Source organism: Rhodoferax sp. BLA1 (assembly GCF_013416775.1).
GTDB lineage: Bacteria > Pseudomonadota > Gammaproteobacteria > Burkholderiales > Burkholderiaceae_C > Rhodoferax.
Window position 1 is genome coordinate 445430 of the sequence record NZ_SZVI01000009.1, and the last position, 23952, is coordinate 469381.

The following is a 23952-nucleotide window of genomic DNA, read 5'->3' on the forward strand; positions in this document are numbered from 1 at the left end:
TTTTCCTGTCATAATCCGAGCACTCTCCAACTGCCCAAGTGGGTTGGTCAGAGTCTCCGGCAGAGGCTAACGCGACTTCTCACAACAAGTCCGGCCGTCAAATCCTCCCCCACATTTGCTTTTCACATTGATTGCGTCAATCCATGCATTTAAACGAACTCAAGGCACTGCACGTGTCAGAAGTCCTCAAGCAAGCCGAAGATCTTGAGATTGAAAACACCGGGCGCATGCGCAAACAGGAGCTGATGTTTGCCATCATCAAGAAACGCGCCCGTGCCGGGGAACAGATTTTTGCCGACGGCGTGCTCGAAATTCTGCCCGACGGCTTTGGTTTCTTGCGCAGCCCGGACACCAGCTACACCGCCTCGACAGACGACATCTACATCAGCCCGAGCCAGGTGCGACGCTTCAACCTGCACACCGGCGACATGATCGAAGGTGAAGTGCGTACACCCAAGGATGGTGAGCGCTACTTTGCCCTGAACAAACTCGAAAAAGTCAACGGCGGCGGCCCCGAAGAAAACAAACACAAGGTGATGTTTGAAAACCTGACGCCACTGTTCCCCAAAGAGCAGATGCGTCTTGAGCGCGACATCAAGGGTGAAGAAAACATCACCGGGCGCATCATTGACATCATCGCCCCCATCGGCAAAGGCCAGCGCGCCCTGCTGGTGGCCCCACCCAAGAGTGGCAAAACGGTGATGATGCAGCACATTGCCCACGCCATTTCGGCGAATTACCCCAACAGCCACATGATGGTTCTGCTGGTGGACGAACGCCCCGAAGAAGTGACCGAAATGCAGCGCACCGTCAAGGGCGAGGTGATTGCCTCCACCTTTGACGAACCCGCAGCCCGCCACGTGCATGTGGCTGAAATGGTGATCGAGCGTGCCAAGCGCTTGGTCGAATTAAAAAAAGACGTGGTGATCCTGCTCGACTCCATCACCCGTCTGGCACGCGCCTACAACAACGTGGTGCCTTCGTCCGGCAAGGTGTTGACCGGTGGTGTGGACTCCAACGCCCTGCAACGACCCAAGCGTTTTCTGGGTGCCGCGCGCAATGTGGAAGAAGGTGGTTCACTGACCATCATCGCCACCGCGCTGGTGGACACCGGCAGCCGCATGGACGAAGTGATTTTTGAAGAGTTCAAGGGCACGGGCAACTCTGAAATTCACCTGGACCGCCGTCTTTACGAAAAACGGGTGTTCCCGTCGATCCAGCTCAACCGCAGTGGTACACGCCGCGAAGAGTTGCTGCTGCAACCAGAAATTTTGCAAAAGACCCGCATCCTGCGCCAATTCCTCTACAACATGGACGAGATCGAATCCATGGAGATGGTCTTGAAACAGATGAAAGCCACCAAGAACAATTCCGAGTTCTTCGACATGATGCGTCGGGGTGGCTAAGCACAGCTGGTTTATAATCCAAGGCTTTTCGCGAAAAGTACGAGCGGCTTTGAATTGCACATCGGGTTTGTGCAAGGGCTGACGCGGCTAACGCAACTGATGGAGAACATATGAAAAAAGGCATTCACCCCAATTACCGCGAAGTTTGCTTCCAGGACATGTCCAATGGTTTCAAATTCGTCACCCGCTCTTGCGCCAGCGCCAAAGAGATGATCACCATGGAAGACGGACGCGAGTTGCCTTTGTACAAGCTCGATACCACCAGTGAATCGCACCCCTTCTACACTGGTACCCAAAAGTCGGTGGACAACATGGGTGGCCGCGTCGAACGCTTCCGCAACCGCTTCGGCAAAACCGCTGCCAAGTAAGCATTTCTTGCGTTCTGCCAAAGGCAGCCGGGTCATTCCGTGCTGCCTTTTTCTTTGCGCAAAACATCCGTTCTATCTGAACTGCCCCCCACCGTGAATCTCCCCACCCCGGCCATAGTTGCCCAGGATGCCGTGCGCCGCCTCCCCCGCGTGGCGCTGTGGTTGTTTTGCCTGGCCTATGTGTTGCCGGGCTTCCTGGGGCGTGGGCCTTGGAAACGTGAAGACATCACCACACTGGGCTACATGGCCGAACTGGCCAAAGGTTCGGCAGACTGGTGGCATCCTACGCTGGGTGGTTTGGCACCTGAAGTGCATGCCTTGCTTCCCTACTGGTTGGGCGCTTGGGCCATGCAGTTGGCACCGGCCTGGGTGTCGGCAGATTGGGCGGCACGTTTGCCATTTGTGTTGCTCTTGGTCACCACGCTGCTGGCCACCTGGTACGGCACCTATTACCTGGCACGCAGTCCGCTGGCCCAGCCGGTCGCGTTTGCGTTTGGCGGTGAGGCCAAACCCACGGACTACGCGCGCGCCGTGGCAGATGGCGGCCTGCTGGCCTTCATTGCCTGCCTGGGGCTGGCGCAACTTGCACACGAAACTACACCCGCTCTGACGCAGCTGTGTTTCACAGCCCTGGTGTTTTATGCCACGGCGGCCCTGCCCTACCGTGTTTTGATGCCGGGCATGGCGGCCGTGGCCGGTCTACTGGGCATGACCCTCTCGGGTGCACCGAGCATGGCGCTGGCTCTGGGCGTGGGTTGTGCAGCTATTTACCTGCTGGAATCCAAACACAACAGCGGCGAAACCAGCAACCGAAAACTCAGGGCGGCTGGTCTGCTGGTCATCACACTCGTGTGCGCAGCGCTGTCGACCTGGCTCAACCTCTGGCAATGGCGGATCGACTTGCCACAAGCCAGCTGGCGCGAGTGGCAGAGCTTGGGGCGGCTCTTTCTGTGGTTCACCTGGCCAGCCTGGCCGCTGGCCCTGTGGACACTGTGGCGTTGGCGTCACCTGCTCTTGGGCGAGCGTTTTGCCAGCCGACATCTGTGGCTGCCCCTGTGTTTTGCCCTGGTGGCCAGTGCAGCGACCTTGAGCACCCATGCGGCGGACCGATCACTGCTGCTGGGTTTGCCAGCGCTGGCGGCACTGTCTGCATTTGCCTTGCCAACGCTGGGGCGCAGTGTGGCGGCCTTGATTGACTGGTTCACGCTGATTTTTTTCAGTGGCTGCGCCCTGATCATCTGGGTGGTGTGGGTCTCCATGCAGACCGGGTTCCCCGCACGACCGGCCATGAATGTGGCCAAGCTGGCACCAGGGTTTGTGCACAGTTTTTCTGCAATTCCTTTTTTGATAGCAGTATGTGCAAGTCTGACATGGGCTTGGCTCGTCTATTGGCGCGTAGGTCGGCACCGCTCGGCACTCTGGAAGAGTGTGGTCCTGCCTGCCGGTGGGGCCGCTTTGTGCTGGCTGTTGCTGATGACACTGTGGTTGCCCTTGCTCGACTTTGCCCGCAGTTATGTGCCGATGGTGCAACAGGCTGCCAAGTTGTTGCCTGATAACCCAGGCTGTGTCTCAACGCTAGGGCTGAGCCGCAGCCAGACAGCCGCCTTGCAGCTGCATGGTCAGCTCAAGCTCATGCCCTCCAGCTCTGGGGCCAAGTGCGCCTGGTTGATTGCTAACGGAGAAAATCCCAGCACCACGGCGGGCTTTGTGCCCGGCAAACCCTGGTTGCTGCGCGACAGCATCCACCATCCGGCGACCCCTGGCGAAAAGATCTATATCTTTGAGCGCCAGGCTCACTGATGTGCGGCGCGCAGGCGCGTCGCCGGAAAGGTGATGCGAAATCTTGCACCCTGTCCCAGCTTACTTTCGATCGCCAGATTGGCGCCATGGCGTTGAACCACATGCTTCACAATCGCCAAGCCCAGACCGGTGCCACCGGTTTCACGGGAGCGGCTGCGATCAACGCGGTAAAACCGCTCGGTTAAACGCGGGATGTGCTCAGGGGCGATACCCGGGCCGGCATCGACCACCTCAAACTCGGCTTGCCCGTCTGGCAGTTGCTTGAAGCTGACCCCGATGTGGCCACCCGGTGGTGTGTAGCGAATGGCGTTGCTGACCAGGTTACCCATGGCACTGTGCAATTCAGTGGCCACACCAGCGATCTCGCCCTCAAAGGCACAGTGAAAATCCAGCGCATGCACTTGCTGCTCATTGAGGTTGACCACCGCTGTCAGGGCACGCGCGTCTTGCTCCAACTGCCGCATCAAGGTCGGCACCGAGCTCCAGGTGTCGACACTGGGCGACGGACTGCCTTCCAGCCGTGACAGCATCAACAAATCACTGACCAGACTTTGCATACGCAGCGACTGCTGTGCCATCAGCGTCAGGTAGCTGTCACGCTCATCAGTGGCCAACTCCAGGGTTTGCAAGGTTTCCACAAAACCAGCCAGCACCGTCAGGGGTGTGCGAATTTCATGGGACACATTGGCCACAAAGTCACGCCGCATGGCTTCGGCTTGTTCAACGGCGGTGACGTCGCGCGACAACAACAAGAGACGACCACCCCCATAGTGGTAGAGCTGCACCGACAGGCGAACCGGCCGTGTGGCCGTGCTCTCACGCCCGGCCATCAGCAGTTCCTGGTCAAAAGCGCGCCCAGACAGATAGGCCGCAAAGGCTGGGTCGCGCACCAGGTTGACTATGTACTGCTGCAGATCACGCTGGGCATCCAGACCAAAATGCACCGCCGCCGTCTGGTTGCACCACTCGATGCGAGATTGGTTGTCCAGCAGCATCACACCGTTGGGCGAAGCCTGCAGCGCTGACAAAAAATCATGGAGGCGGTTTTCACCCTCTTCAATGGTGCGGCGTTGCGAGCGCAACAGCCGCTGAGCCCGTTCCAGGACTTCGCCCCACAACCCCCATTTGATGGGTGGAGAGTCTGCGCGCTCCGGGCTCAGCCAGTGCAGCGCGCGTGCGGCCCGGGTGCTGTCCAACACCAGCCACAGCGCCGAACCACCCAGGGCGCCGATCAAGGCATCGACCAGCTGACTCTGTCCCGTCACGCCAAGAAACCAACCCAGAGCCGCACCCACCAACTGGAAAGCGACAAAGCCGCAGATTCGCAAAAACATCAATAAGTCTTCTTGGCAACTTATGCCACAGCAGAGGTGGAGCCTGTGCTTTGATTCTGGGTGGTGATGCGGTAGCCAGCACCGCGCACGGTTTCGATCATCGCAGCCGCGCGTTCGCCCAGCGCTTCACGCAACCGCTTGACATGGACATCCACGGTGCGCTCTTCAATGAACACATGGTCGCCCCAGACCTGGTCCAGCAGTTGCGAGCGGCTGTGCACACGTTCGGCGTGGGTCATCAGGTAATGCAACAGTTTGAATTCCGTCGGGCCCAGCTTGAGCGCCTGGTCACCAAAGCTCACCCGATAGGTGGCGGCGTCCAGGCTGAGCTGACCCATGGTCACCAGCGTGGCCTCCTGCTCGGGGGCACGGCGGCGCAGCACCGCACGAATGCGGGCCAACAGCTCCCGCGTTGAAAACGGCTTGCTGATGTAATCATCGGCACCGGCATCCAGGCCAGCCACGCGGTCTGGCTCATCACCCCGTGCGGTCAGCATGATGATGGGCACATCTTTGGTCCGGGGATGGGCACGCCAACGCTTGGCCAGCGTCAAACCCGACTCTCCGGGCAGCATCCAGTCCAGCAAGATCACATCGGGCAACACCGAGTCGAGCTCCGCCTGGGCCGTTGCGCTGTCCATGGCCCAAATCGGGCGGAAACCACTGTGTCGCAAGTTCACCGAGATCAGCTCGGCAATGGCGGGCTCATCCTCGACGATCAGCACACAGGGGACTCGCCTCATTTCACCACCGACTCAATCTCGTCCATGGCCGCATGCCGCACGTCGGCCCCCTTGACGATGTAGATGATCAGCTCAGCGATGTTTTTGGCATGGTCACCAATACGCTCAATGGCTTTGGCCAAAAACAGCAAATCCAGACTCGGCGAGATCATGCGCGGGTCTTCCATCATGTAAGTGATGAGTTTGCGCACAAAGCCGTCAAACTCTTTGTCAATCAGGTCATCTTCCTTGAGGATGGACAAGGCGGCCGAGGTGTCCAGCCGGGCAAAAGCGTCCAATGCCTTTCTGAGCAGACCAGAGGCCAGATCAGAGGCCACCCGCAACTCCAGCGAGGGCAAGGCGCGAGGAGCACCACTGCTGATGATGGACAACACCATGCGCGCAATTTTTTCCGCCTCATCGCCCACACGCTCCAAGTTGGCGGTGGCTTTGGAAATGGCAATCAACAGCCGCAAGTCGCGGGCTGTCGGTTGACGCCTGGCGATGATGCTGGAGAGTTCGCGGTCAATATCGACTTCCATCGCATTGACCTTGGCTTCAGCGGTCACCACCTGTTGGGCGACTTCCACACTGAACTGCGACAAGGCATAAATGGCTTGGCGGATTTGCGACTCCACCAGCCCGCCGAGTTCCATGACACGGGTGGAAACAGTACCCAGTTCGCTGTCAAATTGGGACGATAAATGTTTTTCAGGCATGAGATTCCTCGGTGATGACTAACCAAACCGGCCAGTGATGTAGTCTTCAGTTTCCTGGCGGTTGGGCTTGAAGAAGATTTGCTCGGTGGCGCCAAACTCGACCAGGTCACCGAGGTACATATACGCCGTGTAGTCGCTGCAACGGGCAGCCTGCTGCATGTTGTGGGTGACGATGACCACGGTGTAATCCTGTTTGAGTTCGATGATCAGCTCTTCGACCTTGGCGGTAGAGATCGGGTCCAGCGCGGAGCAGGGTTCATCGAGCAGGATCACCTCAGGCTTGATCGCCACACCTCGGGCAATACACAGCCGCTGCTGCTGACCACCCGACAGGCTGGAGCCACTTTGCTTGAGCTTGTCCTTGACCTCGTTCCACAGGGCCGACTTGCGCAGTGCCCACTCCACCCGCTCTTCCATGTCGGTGGAGCTCAGTTTCTCAAACAGTTTGACACCAAAAGCGATGTTGTCGTAGATGGACATGGGGAAAGGCGTGGGTTTCTGAAACACCATGCCGACCTTGGCGCGCAGCAGCGCCACATCTTGTTTGCTGGTCAACAGGTTTTCACCGTCGAGCACCACCTCACCTTGGGCGCGTTGTTCCGGGTACAGCTCGAACATGCGGTTGAACACCCGCAACAGCGTGGACTTGCCGCAACCAGAGGGGCCGATGAAGGCCGTGACCTTTTTCTCGGGAATGTCGAGATTGATGTTTTTGAGTGCGTGGAATTTGCCGTAGAAGAAATCCAGGTTCTTCACCGCAATCTTGGCAGGCTGTGTTTTTTCAGTAGTCATGGTCATGAAGTTGTTTGAGGTGTGTCTACGGGTCTAGTTCTTTTGCCGTGTCAACACACGCGCCAGAATATTGAGGCCCAGAACCGCCAGGGTGATCAAAAACACGCCAGCCCAAGCCAAATGTTGCCAGTTTTCATAAGGACTCATGGCAAATTTGAAGATGGTGACAGGCAAGCTGGCCATGGGTTCACTGAGGCTTGAGGTCCAGAACTGGTTGCTCAAAGCTGTGAACAACAACGGTGCGGTCTCACCTGCAATCCGAGCCACCGCCAGCAAAATCCCTGTCACCACACCGGCCCGTGCCGAACGCATGGTGATGCTCAGAATCACTTTCCATTTGGGTGCGCCAAGGGCGTAAGCTGCTTCGCGCAGGCCAGGTGGCACCAGCTGCAACATGTTTTCGGTAGTGCGGATCACCACCGGAATCACAATCAGGGTCAATGCCATGATGCCCGCGTAGGCTGAAAACGATTTGAAGCGTGTCACCACCACCGCGTACACAAACAGGCCAATCACAATCGACGGGGCCGACAGCAGGATGTCGTTGACAAAACGTGTCACACTGGCCAACCACCCCTTGGTGTTGAATTCGGCGAGATAAATGCCTGCCATGATGCCAATCGGGGTGCCCACAAAGGTGGCCAACATCACCATCAGGAATGATCCGTAGATGGCATTGAGCAAGCCCCCTTCGTCATTGGGTGGCGGTGTCATCTGGGACAGTGCGGCCCAATTCAACCCGGCAGTACCGAGCCGAACGGTTTCAAACAAAATCCAGAACAACCAGAACAAACCAAAAGCCATCGCCATCATCGACAAGATCAAGGCGATGATGTTGACCCGTTTGCGAGAGGCATAACGGGTGGCTCGCATCTCGTTGAGCGCTTTGGCCCGGAGCAAAGTTTCAGCGGTGCTCATGACTTGGTTCCTTCGCTCTTCTTAAGTTGTGACAGCAAGAGCTTGGACAACGAGAGCACCACAAAAGTGATAAAAAACAACACCAGTCCAAGGTACATCAGCGACGCCTGGTGCAAACCTTCACCCGCCTCGGCAAATTCATTGGCCAAGGCAGAGGTGATACTGTTGGCGGCCTGAAACAGACTCAGTGAATCCAGTTGGTTGAAATTGCCGATTACAAAGGTCACCGCCATGGTCTCACCGATGGCTCGACCCAAGCCGAGCATGATGCCACCCACCACACCCGCCTTGGTATAAGGCAAGACCACGGTGGAGACCACCTCCCAGGTAGTGGCGCCCAGGCCATAGGCCGATTCTTTGAGCAAGGTGGGCGTCACCTCAAACACATCACGCATCACCGCCGCAATGAACGGGATGATCATGATCGCCAGAATGATGCCGGCCGACAAGATGCCGATACCCACCGGCGGGCCGGAGAACAGCGCCTCCAGATATGGCACACCCTTGAACAGTTTTTGCAAGGGTTGCTGCACGTAGGTGGCCAGAATGGGGCCAAACACCAGCAGGCCCCACATGCCGTACACAATCGACGGAATAGCCGCCAGCAGCTCAATCGCAGTCCCCAGAGGGCGCTTGAGCCAGGCTGGCGACAGCTCGGTCAAAAACAGGGCGATGCCAAAACTGACCGGCACCGCAATCAGCAACGCGATGAACGAAGTCATCAGCGTGCCATAAATCATCACTAGGCCGCCAAACTCTTCCTTGACGGGATCCCAGGTGGTGGAGGCCAAAAAGCCCAAGCCGTATTTGCTGATGGCAGGCCAGGCACTGACCGTCAAGGACAGCAAAATGGCGATCAGCAAGCCCAGCGTCAGCCAGGCCGCACCCTGGGCCAACCAGCCAAAAAGGCGGTCAGCCAAAGGTCCCGAACGTGCTGTCTTGACAGGAGGAAGTCTGTTCATATCACGCGCGCCAGTGGTAGGTGAAGGGATGGCGTCATCCCGCGCAGAAAGTGTAGCTGACACGTGTGGCTCTCCTGCTGTCAATTCAACGGGTTGGGACGGTGGTTTACTTCAATGCCACAGGTTTGCCAGAGGCATCCTTGACGTTGGCCCATGATTTTTCGATGGTCGAAATCACCGCATCAGGCAGCGCCACGTAATCCAGAGCAGAAGCGGCCTTGTCACCATTCTTGAACGCCCAGTCAAAGAACTTGAAGGTTTCGGTGGCGTTGGCTGGCTTGTCCTGCACGTTGTGCATCAGGATGAAGGTGGCGGTAGAAATGGGCCATGTGCCTTTGCCTGGCTGGTCAGTGATCAGCTGGTAAAAGGATTTGTTCCAGTCAGCACCTGCAGCTGCAGCCTTGAAAGCTTCTTCGCTGGGTTCCACAAAAACGCCGTCCTTGTTTTTCATCAAGGTGTAGGTCATTTTGTTTTGTTTGACATAGGAGTACTCGACATAACCAATCGAGTTCGGCAGGCGGTTCACAAACGAGGCCACACCTTCGTTGCCCTTGCCACCCGCACCCACTGGCCAGTTGACCGCTGTGCCCTCACCGACCTTGGCTTTCCATTCGGCATGCACACGGCTCAGGTAGTTGGTGAAGTTGAAGGTGGTGCCAGAACCGTCAGCACGGCGCACCGGTGCGATGTCGGCATCCGGCAAAGCCAAACCTGGGTTCAGCGCCTTGATGGCCGCGTCGTTCCATTTGGTGATCTTGCCCAGATAAATGTCACCCAGCACCTGGCCGTCAAGCTTCATCTGACCCGGGGCGATACCCTTGATGTTGATCACTGGCACCGTACCACCAATCACAGTGGGGAACTGGAACTGGTTTTTGGCTTTCAGAACATCGTCGGTCAGCGGCATGTCAGAGGCACCAAAATCCACAGTTTTGGCGTCGATTTGTTTGATGCCAGCGCCCGAACCCACAGACTGGTAGTTCACCTTGACGCCGGTGGCTTTGTTGTAGTCGGCTGCCCATTTGGCATACAGAGGTGCGGGGAAGCTGGCGCCCGCGCCAGTGATTTCTTGTGCACTGGCGGCACCCATGCCGATAAACGCCAAGGCGGTGGTGGTCAAAATGGTTTTGAACGTGTTGGTCATCATGTAGAACCCTTTCAAGGTTGAAGCAGAAAAACGGGAATGCCTGCTGAACGAACCGTAATTTAAGACACCAATATGTCAATACCGTGACAACAACTGTTTTACCCCTTAAACAATTGTCCAACTTAGACGACTGTCACACGACCGTCATCAAAATTTAGCACCCACTGAGCTACCCTAGAAGGTGAGCCATGCGCTGGGCGCTGGCGAGACCATCAAGCGGGCCGCACAAGCGGCCCGCAATCACTCTACCTACGGAAAGAAGCTACATGCTTGCGATCAAGAAAGCCCGCAAACTCATCGAAACCAACCCCAGTGATCCGGCGGCACAAATCATTGCCCGCCTGGTGCTGGCGCTGGAAAGTGCATCCAGCATCTCGGTGGCGCAGCTTTACCAACTCGACGACAAACGGTTCGAACTGGCGCTGGAAATACTCGACGAATGGCGGCTTGACCGGCACTACGCCAGCAAACTGCGCCTGCTCGACTCCAGTGCCCTGGCGCAGGAATTGGAAGCCTCGGCAACCGAGCCACAACTGGTGCCCGCAGCCTAAGCCCTCAAAAAAACTGCAACACCCGTGTGCTGACGCCGCCCTGGCCACCACGGGCCTCACACAGAAAGCCACAACTGGCCGCTGTGTGAGGATACCTACCTGCCTCATTGCATCACTATTGATAGCTATTAGCCCATATAAAATAAGGGCTAGAGGCCAAAAATACTTATAAATCACCAAACAAACGGCGACACCGGTGACCGTGTGTGGTGCACCATCTCTGCTGCACCAACCCACCCCGCCAAGCGCTGACAACACAGCGTCACTGAAATGTCTTGTGTTTGCCATCAACACGTCACACGCTGGCGTCACCATCACGTATCCAAACTGCGGAGCGTGACATGCAAGCACTGCCAAAACCCACTTTGTTCCCGGCAGAGCAAGCGCTCTTTGACGCCTTGCGGCGTGTTGACCACGGCCTGACACCCCCCTCCCCCCTGCCGCCTGGCCCAGAACCCACAGAGCCCAACCACACCCATTACCGCGCCATCTTTATTTCTGACCTGCATCTGGGCACACCGGGCTGCCAGGCCCAGGCTTTGCTGAGTTTCATCAAGGCCAACCGCAGTGACTACCTGTACCTGGTGGGTGACATCGTGGACGGCTGGCAGCTGCGTCGGCGCTGGTACTGGCCGGAATCACACAACGATGTGGTGCAAAAGCTGCTGCGCCGGGCGCGTAAAGGCTGCCGCATCATTTATGTACCGGGCAACCATGACGAATTTGCGCGCGGTTTTTTTGGCCACCAGTTTGGTGGCATCGAAGTCTCGGACGACGCCATCCACACCACCGCCGACGGCCAGAAACTGTGGGTGACCCATGGTGACGCCTTTGATGGCGTGATCCAGTGCGCCAAATGGCTGGCCTACCTGGGTGACAACCTGTACGAGTTCACCCTCAAACTCAACCGCTACCTCAACCATTGGCGCACCAAACTGGGCATGCCTTACTGGTCCTTGTCGGCCTACCTCAAACACAAGGTCAAAAAAGCCATGATGTATGTGGCCGATTTTGAAGAAGCCCTGGCCCACGAGGCCAAACGCCGTGGTCACCACGGTGTGGTGTGTGGCCACATCCACCGCGCCGAAATGCGGCAAATCGACGGCATCCTGTATTGCAACGACGGCGACTGGGTGGAGAGCTGCACCGCGCTGGTGGAACACCACGACGGGCGGCTCGAACTGGTGCACTGGGCACCCTCGGTGGCCACCCAAGGTCAAGCGGATCAGACAGCGGCCTGCCAATTCGCGTAAGCCTTTGGGCAAATCGTCACAGAAATGTCATGCGTGTTTCATAAACTGCGCCGCTGGCCCACGGTTGCACCTTCTTGATGAACGACTTACACGTATTGACGTCTTTTTTGCCGCCTGTCGCGCAGTTCTGCGCGCTGGAGAGCAGTTATCCAGAGCCAGAGTGCCTGACACCGGTTCTGAGCTCCAACGCGGTGCGGCGTGGTCGTGGCACCCTGGCGACTTTGCTGCGGCGCAAGATGCTGTACCCGGTGTTTCAGCCGATTGCATCGCTCGAAGACGGCAGCATCTATGCCCACGAGGCACTGATCCGGGGGCCGGAGGGCTCGCCGCTGCACACCCCTGACAAACTCTTGCAGGCGGCTGAGTTTGAGAGCCTGAACTTTGAATTCGAAAACCAGTGTGTGCTGACGGCCATGGCACGCTGGGGCAGTTTGCGTGAGGCCGGACGCCTGTTCCTCAACATCAGCGCGGACGCACTGATCCAGGCACTGGCGCAATGCGAGTTTGAGGGCCTGATGGCGGTGGCCAACACGCTGGGCATCTCACCCCGCATGTTGGTGTTGGAGATCACCGAATACGAGCGGGTGGCCGACATGGACCAACTGGCCCTGGCGGTGCGCCAGATTCGCGCAGCGGGTGTGAGCCTGGCGCTGGACGATTTTGGGGATGGACGTTCGAGCTTGCGCTTGTGGTCCCAAATCAAACCTGAGTTTGTCAAGATCGACAAATACTTCACCAAAGACATCAGCCAGTTCGCCGACAAGCTCAAAACCATCCAGGCCCTGCAGCAAATTGCAGCCATTTTTGGCACCGCGCTGATTGCCGAGGGCATTGAAACCGAAGAAGACCTTCATGTCCTGCGCGACATGGGTATTCCGTATGGGCAAGGTTACCTGCTGGGGCGTCCTGCGCACCTGCCACGCTTTCAAATTGAACCCAAAGCCCGGGTGACCTTGCGTGATCGCAGCATCGCCGTGTTCCCAGAGATGCGACGCACAGCCAGCGTTGGTTCGATCAGCCGCCTGGCGGTGATCAAGGCGCCAACCGTCAGCCCGACAGCCACCAACGACGAGCTGGCGCGTGTATTTTTCAGTCACCCCAAGCTGCATGCCATCGCGGTGGTGGATGAGGTCCGTCCGGTGGGCATCATCAACCGCACCACCTTCATGAACGAGTACAGCAAGCTGTATTACCGCGAAATCTGGGGGCAAAAGTCGTGCATGAGCCACGCGAACCTGGAGCCCCGCGTGATCGAGCGCAACCACAGCGTGGACGACCTGGTCGGCATCCTGACCTCGGACGACCAGCGTTATCTGGTGGACGGCTTCATCGTGACCGACAACGGGCGGTATGAAGGCATGGGAACCGGTGAACAGCTGGTGCGCTCGGTGACCGAAACCCGCATCGAAGCGGCCCGCCATGCCAACCCACTGACCTTTTTGCCCGGCAACATCCCGATCTCACAACACATTGAACGGCTGTTGGCCAGCGGTGTGCCCTTTGTGGCGTGTTATGCCGATTTGAACAACTTCAAACCCTTCAACGACCAGTATGGTTACTGGCGTGGCGACGAAATGATCCGCCTGCTGGCCAGCCTGTGCCAGGCACATTGCGATCCGCGACGGGACTTTGTCGGCCATGTGGGTGGGGACGATTTCATTTTGCTGTACCAGAGCGATAACTGGCAGATGCAGTGTGAAGCCATCATTGCGGAGTTTGCGCAGCAGGCCCGCGCCTTGTTTGACGAGACTGCACGTGCGGCAGGTGGCATCCAGGCCGAAGACCGGCACGGTGTGCCACGGTTCTTCCCACTGACCACCTTGTCCATCGGTGCCGTCATCATCCACCACGATGAGTTCACCAATGCCGAACAGGTGGCCTCGGTCGCGGCACGCGCCAAACACGATGCCAAGACCAGCGAGAAAGGTCTGCAGATCCGTGTCAACAAAGGTATGTTGTTAGCAAGTTTGTAGCAATAAACTCTTAATAAATAAGGGCTGGAAGCACTTTTTTCCAATAAACTTGGCGCGCCAGGCCGATCTCAAAACAAGGCCACTTCCTGCCCCAGCATCACCCGGGTGACCAGGGTGACACCACCCTCCGTCACATGAAAACGCTTGGCGTCTGCCACCGGGTCCAGGCCAATCTGGGTGCCCTCCGGCACCGTGCAGTTCTTGTCAATGATGCATTTTTTCAGGATGCAGTTGGCACCCACCTGGACATTGGACAAGATGATCGCGTCCTCCACCAGGCAATGGTTGTGGATACGCACGTCTGAGAACAACATGCTGCGCCGCACCGTGGCGCCGCTGATGATGCAGCCACAAGCCACCAGAGAGTCCAAAGCTGTGCCTTGGCGGCCGGGTTCGTCGTGCACAAACTTGGCGGGCGGGCTGTGTGGCTGCCAGGTCCAGATCGGCCACTCGTTGTCATACAGGTTCAGATGGGGCGTGACCTGAACCAGATCCATATTGGCCGTCCAATACGCGTCCAGGCTGTGCACATCTCGCCAATACGCAGGTTTATCGAGGTCTCCCACGCGGCTGTCTGCGTAGTTCTGCGCGTACACGCGGTGCTGGCGAACACAATGGGGAATCACGTCTTGGCAAAAGTTGTGGCTGGAGTTGGGGTCATCGGCATCCCGCTGCAACTGGGCGTACAAGAAGTCGGCGTTGAAGACGTAAATGCCCATGCTGACCATCACCGAGGCGCTCTCACCACTCTGGGGCTGCCCGTTGCTGCTACCCAGCCCCACCACACGCTGCGTGTCATCCAGCACCAGCGACGCAAAACGCTGCGCCTCACTGGCAGGCACCGGCATACAGGCCAGGGTCAGGTCGGCCTGGCGCTCCACATGCGCGGCCAGGATGCGACCATAGTCCATGCGGTAGATGTGGTCCCCTGAGAGCACCAGCACATAACGCGGCGCAGCCCGGCGAATTTCGCGCAGGTTCTGGAACACCGCATCCGCACTGCCGCGGTACCACTGCGACTCGTTGAGTTGCTGCTGGGCCGGCATGATCTCGATGAACTCGCCCAGGCGACCGTCCAGAAAACTCCACCCCAGTTGCAAATGACGGATCAGGCTTTGCGCCCGGTACTGGGTGGCCACACCCACGCGCCGCACCCCGGAGTTCACACAGTTGGACAACACAAAATCGATGATGCGGAACTTGCCACCAAAAGCCAGCGCCGGTTTGGAACGCCAGTCGGTCAGCTCGTGCAGGCTGCCGGCGTGGCCACCCTCCAGGATCATGGCAAAGGTGTTGCGGGTGACCTGGCTGACAAAACGCGGTTCGTGTCGGCGCCCGCTGCGCTCGTCTGGCTCTGGCTCAAATCTCATGGTGTGTCTCCTGGTTTAGACCATGCGCCAGCGCTGACAGTCTCAGGTCAGCAGCAGCGCCATCGAAGGCAATCTGAACTGGGCGGCCACATCGCGCAGCCCTGCGGCCTGGTCCTGCAGGTTCTGCGCCGCTGCGGCCGACTCTTCGACCACCGCCGCGTTCTGCTGGGTCAGGCTGTCGAGCTGGGTCACCGCCTGGTTGATGTTGGTCATGGTGCCGCTCAGGGCCACACTGCCCGCATGGATCTCGCCAATGGCCGCCGAGACACGTTTGACCGAGTCCACCATGTGCACCATGGTGTCAAGCGCTTGTTGGGCCTTCTGGGTGCCGAGTTCGATCTTGCTGGCAGAAGACCCGATCAGTGATTTGATCTCACGGGCCGCTTGCGCAGACCGGTTGGCCAGGGTCCGCACCTCGGCCGCCACCACCGCAAAACCACGCCCTTGCTCACCGGCACGCGCTGCTTCCACCGCGGCGTTGAGCGCCAGAATATTGGTCTGAAAGGCAATGCCATCAATCACCGCAATGATCTCCACAATCTGGCGGGACGAGGTGTGGATGTCTTGCATGGTCTGCATCACCTCGGCCATCACGGCGCTGCCCTGGGTGGCCTCCTGACTGGCTGATTTGGCCAGCGCATCACCCCGGCTGGCGGCCAGTAGCGAGCTGTGCATGTTGGCCGCCACATCCTCGATGGAGGCGGCGGTTTGCTGCAGATAGGACGCCGCCGTCTCGATCCGGCTCGACAAATCCAGGTTGCCAGCGGCAATCTCCGTGGAGCCTTCGGCCACACTGTGGCTGGCGGTCTGCACCTGGTGCACCAAAGTGTGCAAAGACGTTTGCATGCGGCTCAGGGCAATCAGCAGCCGACCAGCTTCATCGCGGTTGTGGCCGCCAAAGTGGTGCGTCAAATCGAGCGAGGCCACCCGATCGGCGGTGTCCACCGCCAGCTGGATCGGTGTTTTGATGCTGCGAATCAGCCAGACCGACAACACTGCACCCAGCAACAAGGCACACACACTGAAGACCACCAGGCCCCAGCGTGCGTTCAGGCTCAGTCCAGCAATACCCTGCGCCGAGGTGTCGATCTTGGCCCGCTGGGCATCCTCGAGTTGTTTCACTGCAGCCTGCAACTCGGTGGCTGCGGGTGTGAACTGTTCGGTGTAGGCCTGCTCAATCTTGGCGGTGACACCACCGTCACGCGCCGCAATCAGATCCTGCAGTGATTTGGCAAACCGGGTGTTGGCGGCTTGCATGCGGACCAAGGTGGCTTGGTCTTCTGGCGCTGTGAGTTTGTCACCGAGTTGAACCAGCAAGGCCGCTACCTGGTCGGCCGTCTGTTTGATCTCTGGCATCAGGACATCACCGACCTGGGGCTCAGAACTCAAGGCCAAACCTTTGGTGCGGGCCACATTCACCAGAATATGGCGCTGCAGGTCGGCCGCCAGGCGCTCGGTGACCATGACCTCACCCACCATGCGCTCGGTGTCCCCACTGACACGTTGCAGTGACCAGAACCCAATGCTTGAGCCCAGCAAAGCCACCGCCAGAACCAGCGCCAGAACGACCGCTATCTTGCGCGAAAACGAGCCCGTGGCCCCGGTGGCAGACGCGTCATAACGATGTGACATGAACGACTTCTCTTTCCTAATCATCGACCTGTGCTGGCCAGACAAATGACGTCCCAAAACCAGCACTGAGCCTGTAGAAAGTATTGTGTGTCACTGATATTTCAGCGCTGTGACAGCCACTGCGCCACACGTGCCAAGACCCAGGGTCCGTCGTCCAGCGGCAAGTCATGGCCGGCGCCAGGATGTATCTGCAAGGGGCATTGCCAGACCGCCGCCAGGCGGCGTGAACAGGCCACACTGACAAGGTTGTCCAGCTCGCTGGCCAACAACAGACTGGGCACAGCCAAGGGGCCAGCAGGTGCACAAAAGCGGGCCGCCGCCCACAGCTGGCACAGGGCATTGCCACCCGACACCGGGTTGGCACGACGCAGCGCCAGCCACTGCGGCAAAACAGAGGCATCCCTTCCACGGCTGGTGATGCGCAAAATGGTTTGTTCACACAGCTCGTCCGAGGTGCCGGGCCAGGCCAGGCGCAGCAAGCTGAGGTAATTGGCGGGTCGCAGGCGCTGGTAAAACGGGTTGAAGGGCCGCATGCTGGTGTTGATGAGCACCTGGGCGGCCACCTCCTCAGGGCGACTGTGTGACCAGGCCACCGCCACCATCGCACCCAGCGACATCGCCAACAGATGGTAGGGTGGCGCCATCTGGCGCTGGGCCAGCTGGGCGCGGCAATCCGCGACCAGGCCCTCGACAGTCGTTGGGCTGCGCTGATAGTTCAGACGCCCGTTGCCAGGCAAGTCCAGGGTCACCACCGTGTCCCCTGGAAAAGCCTGCTGGAACAGGCCCAGAAAGTCACCCCAATGGCGGCTCTCCCGGGTCAGTCCGCGTAACAAAATCCAGGTGGCCATGTTTGTTCAGTACCAATCTTGCAAGGCTTGGGCATGGTGTTGCGCCCGGGTCTCTGCGCTGGGCAACCACAGGCGGTAACCACAGGCCGCGCGCGACAAAAAATCCAGCAGCAACTGGTGCTGACGCAGCACACGCTGTTGGCGATGCTCGATCAGCGGGTTGAACATGCCGTGGCGCGAAAACAGCTGGCGCGGATTTTTCTTGACCCACAGCCAAGAGCCCATCTCCAGCGTCAAAGGCAAAAAAACCCGATCAGACTGCGCACAGGACTGCAGATACAGGTGATCCCACACATCACCATGCGCCAGATACTGCAGGCTTTGCGGCTCAATCAGGTAACGGTGGTGGTTGTTGGACTGCACAAAAATGTGTTTAAGGGCTTGCATTTCTGCCAGGTGTGCCATGGGCGCACGTTTGTGCGCAAACGGAAACCAGACACGGTCACGCGCACCAAAGCCAGAGTGACAGTCAACCGAAACACTGAAGTCGCGCGTCAGTAACTCAGCCGCTACCACCTCACACAGCGCCTGGTTTTCAAGCTCCATCACCCCACTTTTGGGGCCACGATACCAGGGCAGCCCCGAGCTGATGCGCTGCCCACCCACTAGAAACGGCACCGGGTCACTGGCGTTGACCGGGGCATTGCGCATCAGATCCACCCCATTGGGGTTGGCACGCGTGCCCAGCGCCATGCCACCTGGGTTGATGATTGGCATAAACACCAGGCGCACGGTTTCGAGCTGCCGGTGCAAGGCACTGTCCCACTGCAGCCGCATCACCAGGCTGTGCAGGTACGCAATCACCACCTCCGCCCCAATGCGCTCCAGACCATGCACCCCCCCAAAATAGCCCACCCCAGGCACAGCCACGTCGGGGTTGCCAAGGCAGATGACATGCACCGGGTAGGTACCGCCACCGGGCAAACTCACCTGACAGGCCACGCGTGACGACAAACGCCCGGCACCCAATTCGATGACACGCTCCAGCGCATCCAGCTCAGGTAACTTGGGTGTGGTCACGGGGTTTCTGGTTCAACAAGGCGTTGTGCAGGCAACATGCGACAAGAGGCTAGTGGGCGGACATGTCAAGCACGTGACAAGGGCCTGCTTCACGGGCTGTGAGTGCTGTCACACCGTTGTCACCCGCATGGGCTAACTTCATCAACCATCTGCCACCCTGACACCCACACCATGCCCCTCAAAGCCAATTTTTTTCGCCTGTTGGCCATACCCGCCTGCCTGGTGTGGGGCATCCTGGAGCTGATTTCTCTGCAGCGGGCACGCCGCTTGACCAAACGCTGAGCGCTTCACAGCAGCCAGGCATGGCGCCTTGGGATCACCGCACCAGCCCAGCGGCTCACAGCCTCTTGACGCGGGTCTGTCGACTTTCCAGATGTTTGAGTGCCAGAAACGTGATGACGCCGATCAGTACCGCCCCACCCAGAAACGCACCATACGCCACCGGCCAGGGAATGCCTTGGGTCATCATCGAAAACTCGGACATGCCACCCATGCCCGCCAGAATATTGATGGGGGTGAACACCACACCAAACACCGTCAGCTGGTTGATGCGCCGGTTCTGGTTGATGTTGATGAAGCCAATGGTGGCATCCATCAGGAAGTTGATCTTGTCGAACAGAAACGAGGTGTGGCTGTTGAGTGACTCGATGTTGTGCAGGATCTGCCGAGCGTCCTCCCCTTGTGAGGTCGACATGATCTTGCTGCGGATCAAAAAATGGATGGCGCGCTGGGTGTCCAGGATGTTGCCCCGGATGCGGCCATTGAGGTCCTCTTGCTCGGCAATGTCGCCCAGAATGGCGGCGGCCTCACGGTCGGTGATGACCTCGCTGAGCACCTGGCGCCCGACCTCACCCAAGGTGGCGTAAATGTCTTCGAGTGAGTCGGCCGAGTACTCCACGTCGGCGCCATACAAGTCCAGCAGCACATCGGTGCAGTCAGACACATAACCGGGCTGGGTCAGGGTGCGCCGGCGTTGTAATCGGAACACCGGCAACTCCTGGTTGCGCAAGGTGAAAAGAACCCCCTGATGCAACACAAAACTCACCGGCACACTGCGCGACTTGCCCTCGCGGTCCAGCAAAAAGTTGGAATGCAGGTGGATGTCACCGTTGTCTTCAATACGGTAGCGTGAGCTCGCTTCCAGGTCGGTTACATCATCGGGGTCCGAGAAAGTCAAGCCAAAATGCAGACCAACAAAATTGCGCTCGGCTTTGCTGGCACCCAGCAGATCGATCCAGATCGGCTGCAGACCTTCCAGACTCTTGCGACCTTCCACGGCAATTTGCCGCAGACGCCCATCCACCAGCACAAAGGCATTGATCTGGCTTTCGTTGAACGCAGGCTCCCGGCTGTCTGCCAGCAGCGCCCGAAGTGAATCGGAGATTTCCCACAAGACGTCGTTTTGCCGCTCGGCAGATAACTGCGCCCACAACAACATCGCCTCGTCTACCGGCAAAGACTCCAGGATGGTGCCAATCTCGCTGGCAGGCCATGGGGACAGCAGATTGTGCAGCTCGGCCAGATGTTGGCGCTGAACCAGCGTTTCCACGATGGCCTGTCGCGGCATGCTCTGGTTGTGGACCAAACTCTCAATGCGCTTTTGCTTCTTGAGCAGCTCGGACACCTTCTCTGCGGGCACACTCATGCAGCCCGCGCCTCAGACCAGCTCACCTTCGGGTGTGCCGCATGAATTCGCTGTTCTGATCCTTGATCAGATGGCGATAGGGAACATTCCAGTCCTGCTGCAGACCGGTGATCGGCTCGACCGCCTTGCTGTCCTCAAACTCCACCTGCGCCTGTCGGCACAGCGGGTCATCGGGGCCATAACGGCGGTAGAGCTTGTGAAACAGTCGTTCGAGATTGTCCAAGTGCCTTGTCATGATGATTCCAAGCTTTCAGACCCTAAACACGCAGGCATAGTAGCCAATGGACAAGTCACTCAGATGACAAAGCGCCAAAGTTTTGACCCAAGGCAACAAGCGGCCAAATGCCAGCAAACACGGCAACCATTTAGCAAAATTGTCATCAAGATTTCACACAACAAGCCTAGGAAATTCGGCACATCCGAGGACGCCAACGGCTTGAACACTGCAATGACGGGGGCCGCGTTGAATGCTATGCTGACATCCGTCAAAAAAAAGCAATCACCAACATGCAAGATGGAATGCGCCTGGCGGCAGTGGATTTGGGCTCCAACAGTTTTCGCCTGGAATTAGGCCATGTCGAAGGCGGCAAGTTTTGCCGCAGCGACTACCTCAAAGAAACGGTGCGACTCGGCAACGGGCTCGACCAACAGTCCAGATTAACGCCACAGGCCATGCAACGGGGCTGGGACTGTCTGGGCCGCTTTGGTGAACGTTTGCGCGACTTTGCCCCGGACCGGCTCAGCGCGGTCACCACCCAGACCTTGCGTGAGGCCCACAACCGCGACGAGTTCCTGACCCAGGGCGGCCGCTTGCTGGGCCACGCCATCGAGGTGATCTCGGGCGAGCAGGAAGCCCGCCTGATTTACCAAGGTGTGGCGCAGGCCCTGCCCGATACCACCGACGAGCGCCGTCTGGTCATCGACATTGGTGGGCGATCTACCGAGCTGATCATTGGCAGCGGCAGCCAGACCCGGCAGATGGCCTCGTACCCAGTGGGCAGTGTCGGCTGGTCCATGCAGTATTTTCCGGACGGTGAACTCTGCGCACCCGCCTTCGCAGCCGCAGAACAGGCTGCCAAGACGGTGTTGGCACCCGCATTGGCTTTTTGCGCCCCCCACCAATGGGACAAGGCCTACGGCTCAGCAGGCACCGTCAACGCGGTGGTGGATGTGCTGGCGGCCGCGGGCTGGCCGCCTGGCCACGTCAGTCAGGACGGCCTGGACTGGCTGCTGGAAAAATTGCTGGCCGCCCACAGCGCCGGTCAACTCAGCATGATGGGGCTGCGTGAAGACCGCAAGGCCATCATTGGCGGCGGCTTGAGTGTGATGCGGGCCTTGTTTGCCCTCTTGGGCATCAGCCGACTGGAGCAGTCGCTGGGTGGCCTGCGCCATGGCCTGCTGATGGACCTGATGCGTCAACCAGCCTGAGCCTCACCCGGTCTCTGGCGCCCACAAAAAAAGCCCGACGTCTGCCGGGCTTTTTTTATGAATCACACACAGCCCAGGGGCTGTGGCAAATCACTCACATGTGGTCGATCATGACCTGGCCGAATCCGGAGCAGCTCACCTGGGTTGCACCTTCCATCAGGCGGGCGAAGTCATAGGTGACCTTCTTGCTCTTGATCGAGCGTTCCATCGACTTGATGATGGCATCGGCCGCTTCGACCCAGCCCATGTGACGCAGCATCATTTCAGCGGACAGGATCTCGGAACCCGGGTTCACATAGTCCTTGCCAGCGTACTTGGGAGCGGTGCCGTGCGTGGCTTCAAAACAAGCCACCGAGTCTGACAGGTTGGCACCCGGGGCAATACCGATACCACCCACTTGTGCGGCCAGCGCGTCAGACACGTAGTCACCGTTCAAATTCAGAGTGGCAATCACGCTGTACTCGGCCGGGCGCAGCAAAATCTGTTGCAAGAAGGCATCTGCAATGCTGTCCTTGACGGTGATTTCTTTGCCGGTTTTCGGGTTCTTGAACGAACACCATGGGCCGCCGTCAATCGGCACTGCGCCAAACTCTTTTTGCGCCAGGCCATAAGCCCAGTCACGGAAGCCACCTTCGGTGAACTTCATGATGTTGCCCTTGTGCACGATGGTCACGCTGGGCTTGTCGTTGTCAATGGCGTATTGCACGGCCTTGCGCATCAGGCGCTCAGTGCCTTCGCGCGACACCGGTTTGATGCCGATGCCCGAGGTGTTGGGGAAACGGATCTTGGTGACACCCATTTCCTCTTGCAGGAACTTGATGATTTTTTGTGCCTTGGGCGACTCGGCTTCAAATTCGATACCGGCGTAGATGTCTTCCGAGTTTTCGCGGAAGATCACCATGTTGGTCTTCTGCGGCTCTTTGACTGGGCTGGGCACACCGTCAAAGTACTGAATGGGGCGCAAGCAGACATACAGGTCCAGCTCCTGGCGCAAGGCCACGTTGAGCGAACGGATGCCACCACCCACGGGGGTGGTCAGCGGGCCTTTGATCGACACCACATACTCGCGCAGGGCGGCCAGGGTTTCTTCGGGCAACCAGACGTCGGGGCCATAAATCTTGGTGGATTTTTCACCGGCATAGACTTCCATCCAGTGGATCTTCTTCTTGCCGCCGTAAGCCTTGGCCACAGCCGCATCCACCACCTTGATCATCACCGGGGTGATGTCAAAACCGGTGCCATCACCTTCAATGAACGGGATGATCGGCTGATCCGGCACGTTCAGTGAATAGTCGGTATTGACGGTGATTTTTTGGCCTTCGGAAGGCACCTTGATGTGCTGGTACATGAATATAAGTCTCCGTGGATGGATCAAAAACAAGGCTCACCCACTCGGAATGAACCAGAATTTCATTCTAGACGCAATACTTGACTCTTTTCCTCCTAATCACCTGCAAGTGCATGCCGTGCGCCTGCATCCAGCGACAACACATCACCCGCGCTGTGCCATCCACTGCAGCATTTGCGTGAAAATGAGGTCATGAATAAACTTCTCCTCACCATTCTGTGCTGGGCCGCTGCCAGCGCCAGCCTGGCCCAGAACGCGCCCCAGATGGACCTGCCACGTATCAAACTCAGCGCGGGCATGTACCTGATCGACACCCAGGTGGCAAGCACCCCCGAGCAGCGAGAAATCGGCCTGATGTTCCGCCAGCAAATGCCCCAGAACGAGGGCATGTTGTTTGTGTTTGGCTCACCCGCCGAACAATGTTTCTGGATGAAGAACACCCTCTTGCCACTGACCGCTGCCTTTGTGGCCGACGACGGCAGCATCGTGAATCTGGAAGACATGAAACCGCAAACCACCAACTCCCATTGCTCGAAAAAACCGGTGCGTTATGTGCTGGAGATGAACCAGGGCTGGTTTGCCAAAAAAGGCATCAAGGCCGGGACCAAGCTCGGTGGTGAACCCTTTGCCAAATAGACTTCTTGATTGATAGCTATCAGCCCTTGAAATATAAGGGCTGGAGGCATATTTTTCTTATAAAAAAAGCCACCGCTAAG

Annotated in this window: 22 protein-coding genes; 8 read left to right on the top strand and 14 right to left on the bottom strand. The window is 58.4% G+C overall.

All coding sequences use genetic code 11. The features are described 5' to 3' along the window. The first annotated feature begins 143 nt into the window (after nt 1-143). The 3 genes from rho to FDG13_RS10575 all read left to right on the top strand — a co-directional run bounded on the left by rho (nt 144) and on the right by FDG13_RS10575 (nt 3574). Entirely contained in the window at nt 144-1406 is a 1263-nt protein-coding gene (gene rho, locus FDG13_RS10565; RefSeq protein WP_180127423.1) for a transcription termination factor Rho, read from the top strand. A 110-nt stretch (nt 1407-1516) separates the two neighbouring features. Continuing rightward, the gene (locus FDG13_RS10570) at nt 1517-1774 is read left to right on the top strand and encodes a type B 50S ribosomal protein L31 (RefSeq protein WP_180127425.1); all 258 of its coding nucleotides are present in this window, start codon (nt 1517-1519) and stop codon (nt 1772-1774) included. Between the two features lie 93 nt (nt 1775-1867). After that, nucleotides 1868-3574: a hypothetical protein gene (locus FDG13_RS10575; protein ID WP_180127427.1), complete on the top strand. Its 1707-nt coding sequence runs from the start codon at nt 1868-1870 to the stop codon at nt 3572-3574. On the opposite strand, the gene phoR is transcribed toward FDG13_RS10575, so the two are convergent. From phoR to pstS, 7 genes are all read right to left on the bottom strand, one after another. After that, entirely contained in the window at nt 3568-4908 is a 1341-nt protein-coding gene (phoR, locus tag FDG13_RS10580; protein WP_180127429.1) for a phosphate regulon sensor histidine kinase PhoR, read from the bottom strand. The two genes, FDG13_RS10575 and phoR, sit on opposite strands and share 7 nt — an antisense overlap. 20 nt (nt 4909-4928) lie before the next feature. Continuing rightward, on the bottom strand, nt 4929-5651 hold the full coding sequence (gene phoB, locus FDG13_RS10585; protein ID WP_180127431.1) for a phosphate regulon transcriptional regulator PhoB: 723 nt from the start codon (nt 5649-5651) through the stop codon (nt 4929-4931). Further along, nucleotides 5648-6349, bottom strand: a complete 702-nt coding sequence (phoU, locus tag FDG13_RS10590) for a phosphate signaling complex protein PhoU (protein ID WP_078363394.1) — start codon at nt 6347-6349, stop codon at nt 5648-5650. Before phoU ends, phoB begins: the two co-directional genes overlap by 4 nt. An 18-nt stretch (nt 6350-6367) precedes the next feature. Then, nucleotides 6368-7147, bottom strand: coding sequence for a phosphate ABC transporter ATP-binding protein PstB (pstB, locus tag FDG13_RS10595; RefSeq protein ID WP_370528202.1), 780 nt, complete (start codon nt 7145-7147; stop codon nt 6368-6370). Nucleotides 7148-7174: 27 nt separating this feature from the next. After that, entirely contained in the window at nt 7175-8059 is an 885-nt protein-coding gene (gene pstA, locus FDG13_RS10600) for a phosphate ABC transporter permease PstA (RefSeq protein ID WP_180127433.1), read from the bottom strand. Beyond that, a complete protein-coding gene (pstC, locus tag FDG13_RS10605; RefSeq protein ID WP_180127435.1) occupies nt 8056-9021 on the bottom strand; it encodes a phosphate ABC transporter permease subunit PstC in 966 nt (321 codons plus the stop codon). Before pstC ends, pstA begins: the two co-directional genes overlap by 4 nt. Before the next feature lie 106 nt (nt 9022-9127). Beyond that, a complete protein-coding gene (gene pstS, locus FDG13_RS10610; RefSeq protein WP_180127563.1) occupies nt 9128-10165 on the bottom strand; it encodes a phosphate ABC transporter substrate-binding protein PstS in 1038 nt (345 codons plus the stop codon). 269 nt (nt 10166-10434) lie between these two features. Between pstS and FDG13_RS10615 the strand changes: the two genes are divergently transcribed. From FDG13_RS10615 to FDG13_RS10625, 3 genes are all read left to right on the top strand, one after another. Next, complete coding sequence (locus FDG13_RS10615; protein WP_180127436.1) at nt 10435-10719, top strand: hypothetical protein; 285 nt, start codon at nt 10435-10437, stop codon at nt 10717-10719. Nucleotides 10720-11060: 341 nt separating this feature from the next. Next, a complete protein-coding gene (locus FDG13_RS10620; protein ID WP_180127437.1) occupies nt 11061-11972 on the top strand; it encodes a UDP-2,3-diacylglucosamine diphosphatase in 912 nt (303 codons plus the stop codon). Between the two features lie 77 nt (nt 11973-12049). After that, a complete protein-coding gene (locus FDG13_RS10625) occupies nt 12050-13945 on the top strand; it encodes a phosphodiesterase (protein WP_180127438.1) in 1896 nt (631 codons plus the stop codon). A gap of 68 nt (nt 13946-14013) precedes the next feature. On the opposite strand, the gene glgC is transcribed toward FDG13_RS10625, so the two are convergent. The 6 genes from glgC to FDG13_RS10655 form a co-directional block, all read right to left on the bottom strand. After that, nucleotides 14014-15315: a glucose-1-phosphate adenylyltransferase gene (gene glgC / locus FDG13_RS10630; RefSeq protein ID WP_180127439.1), complete on the bottom strand. Its 1302-nt coding sequence runs from the start codon at nt 15313-15315 to the stop codon at nt 14014-14016. Nucleotides 15316-15357: 42 nt separating this feature from the next. Continuing rightward, the gene (locus tag FDG13_RS10635; RefSeq protein WP_180127440.1) at nt 15358-16947 is read right to left on the bottom strand and encodes a methyl-accepting chemotaxis protein; all 1590 of its coding nucleotides are present in this window, start codon (nt 16945-16947) and stop codon (nt 15358-15360) included. Nucleotides 16948-17048: 101 nt separating this feature from the next. Beyond that, a complete protein-coding gene (locus FDG13_RS10640; protein WP_180127441.1) occupies nt 17049-17795 on the bottom strand; it encodes an alpha/beta fold hydrolase in 747 nt (248 codons plus the stop codon). Nucleotides 17796-17801: 6 nt separating this feature from the next. Further along, complete coding sequence (locus tag FDG13_RS10645) at nt 17802-18815, bottom strand: M14 family zinc carboxypeptidase (RefSeq protein WP_180127442.1); 1014 nt, start codon at nt 18813-18815, stop codon at nt 17802-17804. A 337-nt stretch (nt 18816-19152) separates the two neighbouring features. Further along, the gene (locus FDG13_RS10650) at nt 19153-20460 is read right to left on the bottom strand and encodes a CorA family divalent cation transporter (protein WP_180127444.1); all 1308 of its coding nucleotides are present in this window, start codon (nt 20458-20460) and stop codon (nt 19153-19155) included. 22 nt (nt 20461-20482) lie between these two features. Next, on the bottom strand, nt 20483-20695 hold the full coding sequence (locus FDG13_RS10655) for a hypothetical protein (protein ID WP_180127446.1): 213 nt from the start codon (nt 20693-20695) through the stop codon (nt 20483-20485). A 272-nt stretch (nt 20696-20967) separates the two neighbouring features. Between FDG13_RS10655 and FDG13_RS10660 the strand changes: the two genes are divergently transcribed. Beyond that, nucleotides 20968-21888 (top strand): Ppx/GppA family phosphatase, encoded by a 921-nt coding sequence (locus FDG13_RS10660; protein WP_180127449.1) that lies wholly within the window; start codon nt 20968-20970, stop codon nt 21886-21888. A gap of 94 nt (nt 21889-21982) precedes the next feature. Here FDG13_RS10660 and icd read toward each other — a convergent pair whose 3' ends face one another. Further along, a complete protein-coding gene (icd, locus tag FDG13_RS10665; protein ID WP_180127451.1) occupies nt 21983-23236 on the bottom strand; it encodes an NADP-dependent isocitrate dehydrogenase in 1254 nt (417 codons plus the stop codon). 192 nt (nt 23237-23428) lie between these two features. Between icd and FDG13_RS10670 the strand changes: the two genes are divergently transcribed. Further along, nucleotides 23429-23872: a DUF192 domain-containing protein gene (locus tag FDG13_RS10670; RefSeq protein WP_180127453.1), complete on the top strand. Its 444-nt coding sequence runs from the start codon at nt 23429-23431 to the stop codon at nt 23870-23872. Nucleotides 23873-23952: the final 80 nt, after the last annotated feature.

What these genes read in the sequence shown, in the direction of transcription:
- pstC (WP_180127435.1), bottom strand. Translation starts at nt 9,021, where the DNA reads ATGAACAGACTTCCTCCTGTCAAGACAGCACGTTCGGGACCTTTGGCT.
- glgC (WP_180127439.1), bottom strand. Translation starts at nt 15,315, where the DNA reads ATGAGATTTGAGCCAGAGCCAGACGAGCGCAGCGGGCGCCGACACGAA.
- rho (WP_180127423.1), top strand. Translation starts at nt 144, where the DNA reads ATGCATTTAAACGAACTCAAGGCACTGCACGTGTCAGAAGTCCTCAAG.
- FDG13_RS10570 (WP_180127425.1), top strand. Translation starts at nt 1,517, where the DNA reads ATGAAAAAAGGCATTCACCCCAATTACCGCGAAGTTTGCTTCCAGGAC.
- FDG13_RS10660 (WP_180127449.1), top strand. Translation starts at nt 20,968, where the DNA reads ATGCAAGATGGAATGCGCCTGGCGGCAGTGGATTTGGGCTCCAACAGT.
- FDG13_RS10620 (WP_180127437.1), top strand. Translation starts at nt 11,061, where the DNA reads ATGCAAGCACTGCCAAAACCCACTTTGTTCCCGGCAGAGCAAGCGCTC.
- phoB (WP_180127431.1), bottom strand. Translation starts at nt 5,651, where the DNA reads ATGAGGCGAGTCCCCTGTGTGCTGATCGTCGAGGATGAGCCCGCCATT.
- icd (WP_180127451.1), bottom strand. Translation starts at nt 23,236, where the DNA reads ATGTACCAGCACATCAAGGTGCCTTCCGAAGGCCAAAAAATCACCGTC.
- pstB (WP_370528202.1), bottom strand. Translation starts at nt 7,147, where the DNA reads ATGACCATGACTACTGAAAAAACACAGCCTGCCAAGATTGCGGTGAAG.
- pstA (WP_180127433.1), bottom strand. Translation starts at nt 8,059, where the DNA reads ATGAGCACCGCTGAAACTTTGCTCCGGGCCAAAGCGCTCAACGAGATG.
- FDG13_RS10615 (WP_180127436.1), top strand. Translation starts at nt 10,435, where the DNA reads ATGCTTGCGATCAAGAAAGCCCGCAAACTCATCGAAACCAACCCCAGT.
- FDG13_RS10655 (WP_180127446.1), bottom strand. Translation starts at nt 20,695, where the DNA reads ATGACAAGGCACTTGGACAATCTCGAACGACTGTTTCACAAGCTCTAC.
- FDG13_RS10640 (WP_180127441.1), bottom strand. Translation starts at nt 17,795, where the DNA reads ATGGCCACCTGGATTTTGTTACGCGGACTGACCCGGGAGAGCCGCCAT.
- FDG13_RS10625 (WP_180127438.1), top strand. Translation starts at nt 12,050, where the DNA reads ATGAACGACTTACACGTATTGACGTCTTTTTTGCCGCCTGTCGCGCAG.
- FDG13_RS10635 (WP_180127440.1), bottom strand. Translation starts at nt 16,947, where the DNA reads ATGTCACATCGTTATGACGCGTCTGCCACCGGGGCCACGGGCTCGTTT.
- FDG13_RS10650 (WP_180127444.1), bottom strand. Translation starts at nt 20,460, where the DNA reads ATGAGTGTGCCCGCAGAGAAGGTGTCCGAGCTGCTCAAGAAGCAAAAG.
- FDG13_RS10670 (WP_180127453.1), top strand. Translation starts at nt 23,429, where the DNA reads ATGAATAAACTTCTCCTCACCATTCTGTGCTGGGCCGCTGCCAGCGCC.
- phoU (WP_078363394.1), bottom strand. Translation starts at nt 6,349, where the DNA reads ATGCCTGAAAAACATTTATCGTCCCAATTTGACAGCGAACTGGGTACT.
- phoR (WP_180127429.1), bottom strand. Translation starts at nt 4,908, where the DNA reads ATGTTTTTGCGAATCTGCGGCTTTGTCGCTTTCCAGTTGGTGGGTGCG.
- pstS (WP_180127563.1), bottom strand. Translation starts at nt 10,165, where the DNA reads ATGACCAACACGTTCAAAACCATTTTGACCACCACCGCCTTGGCGTTT.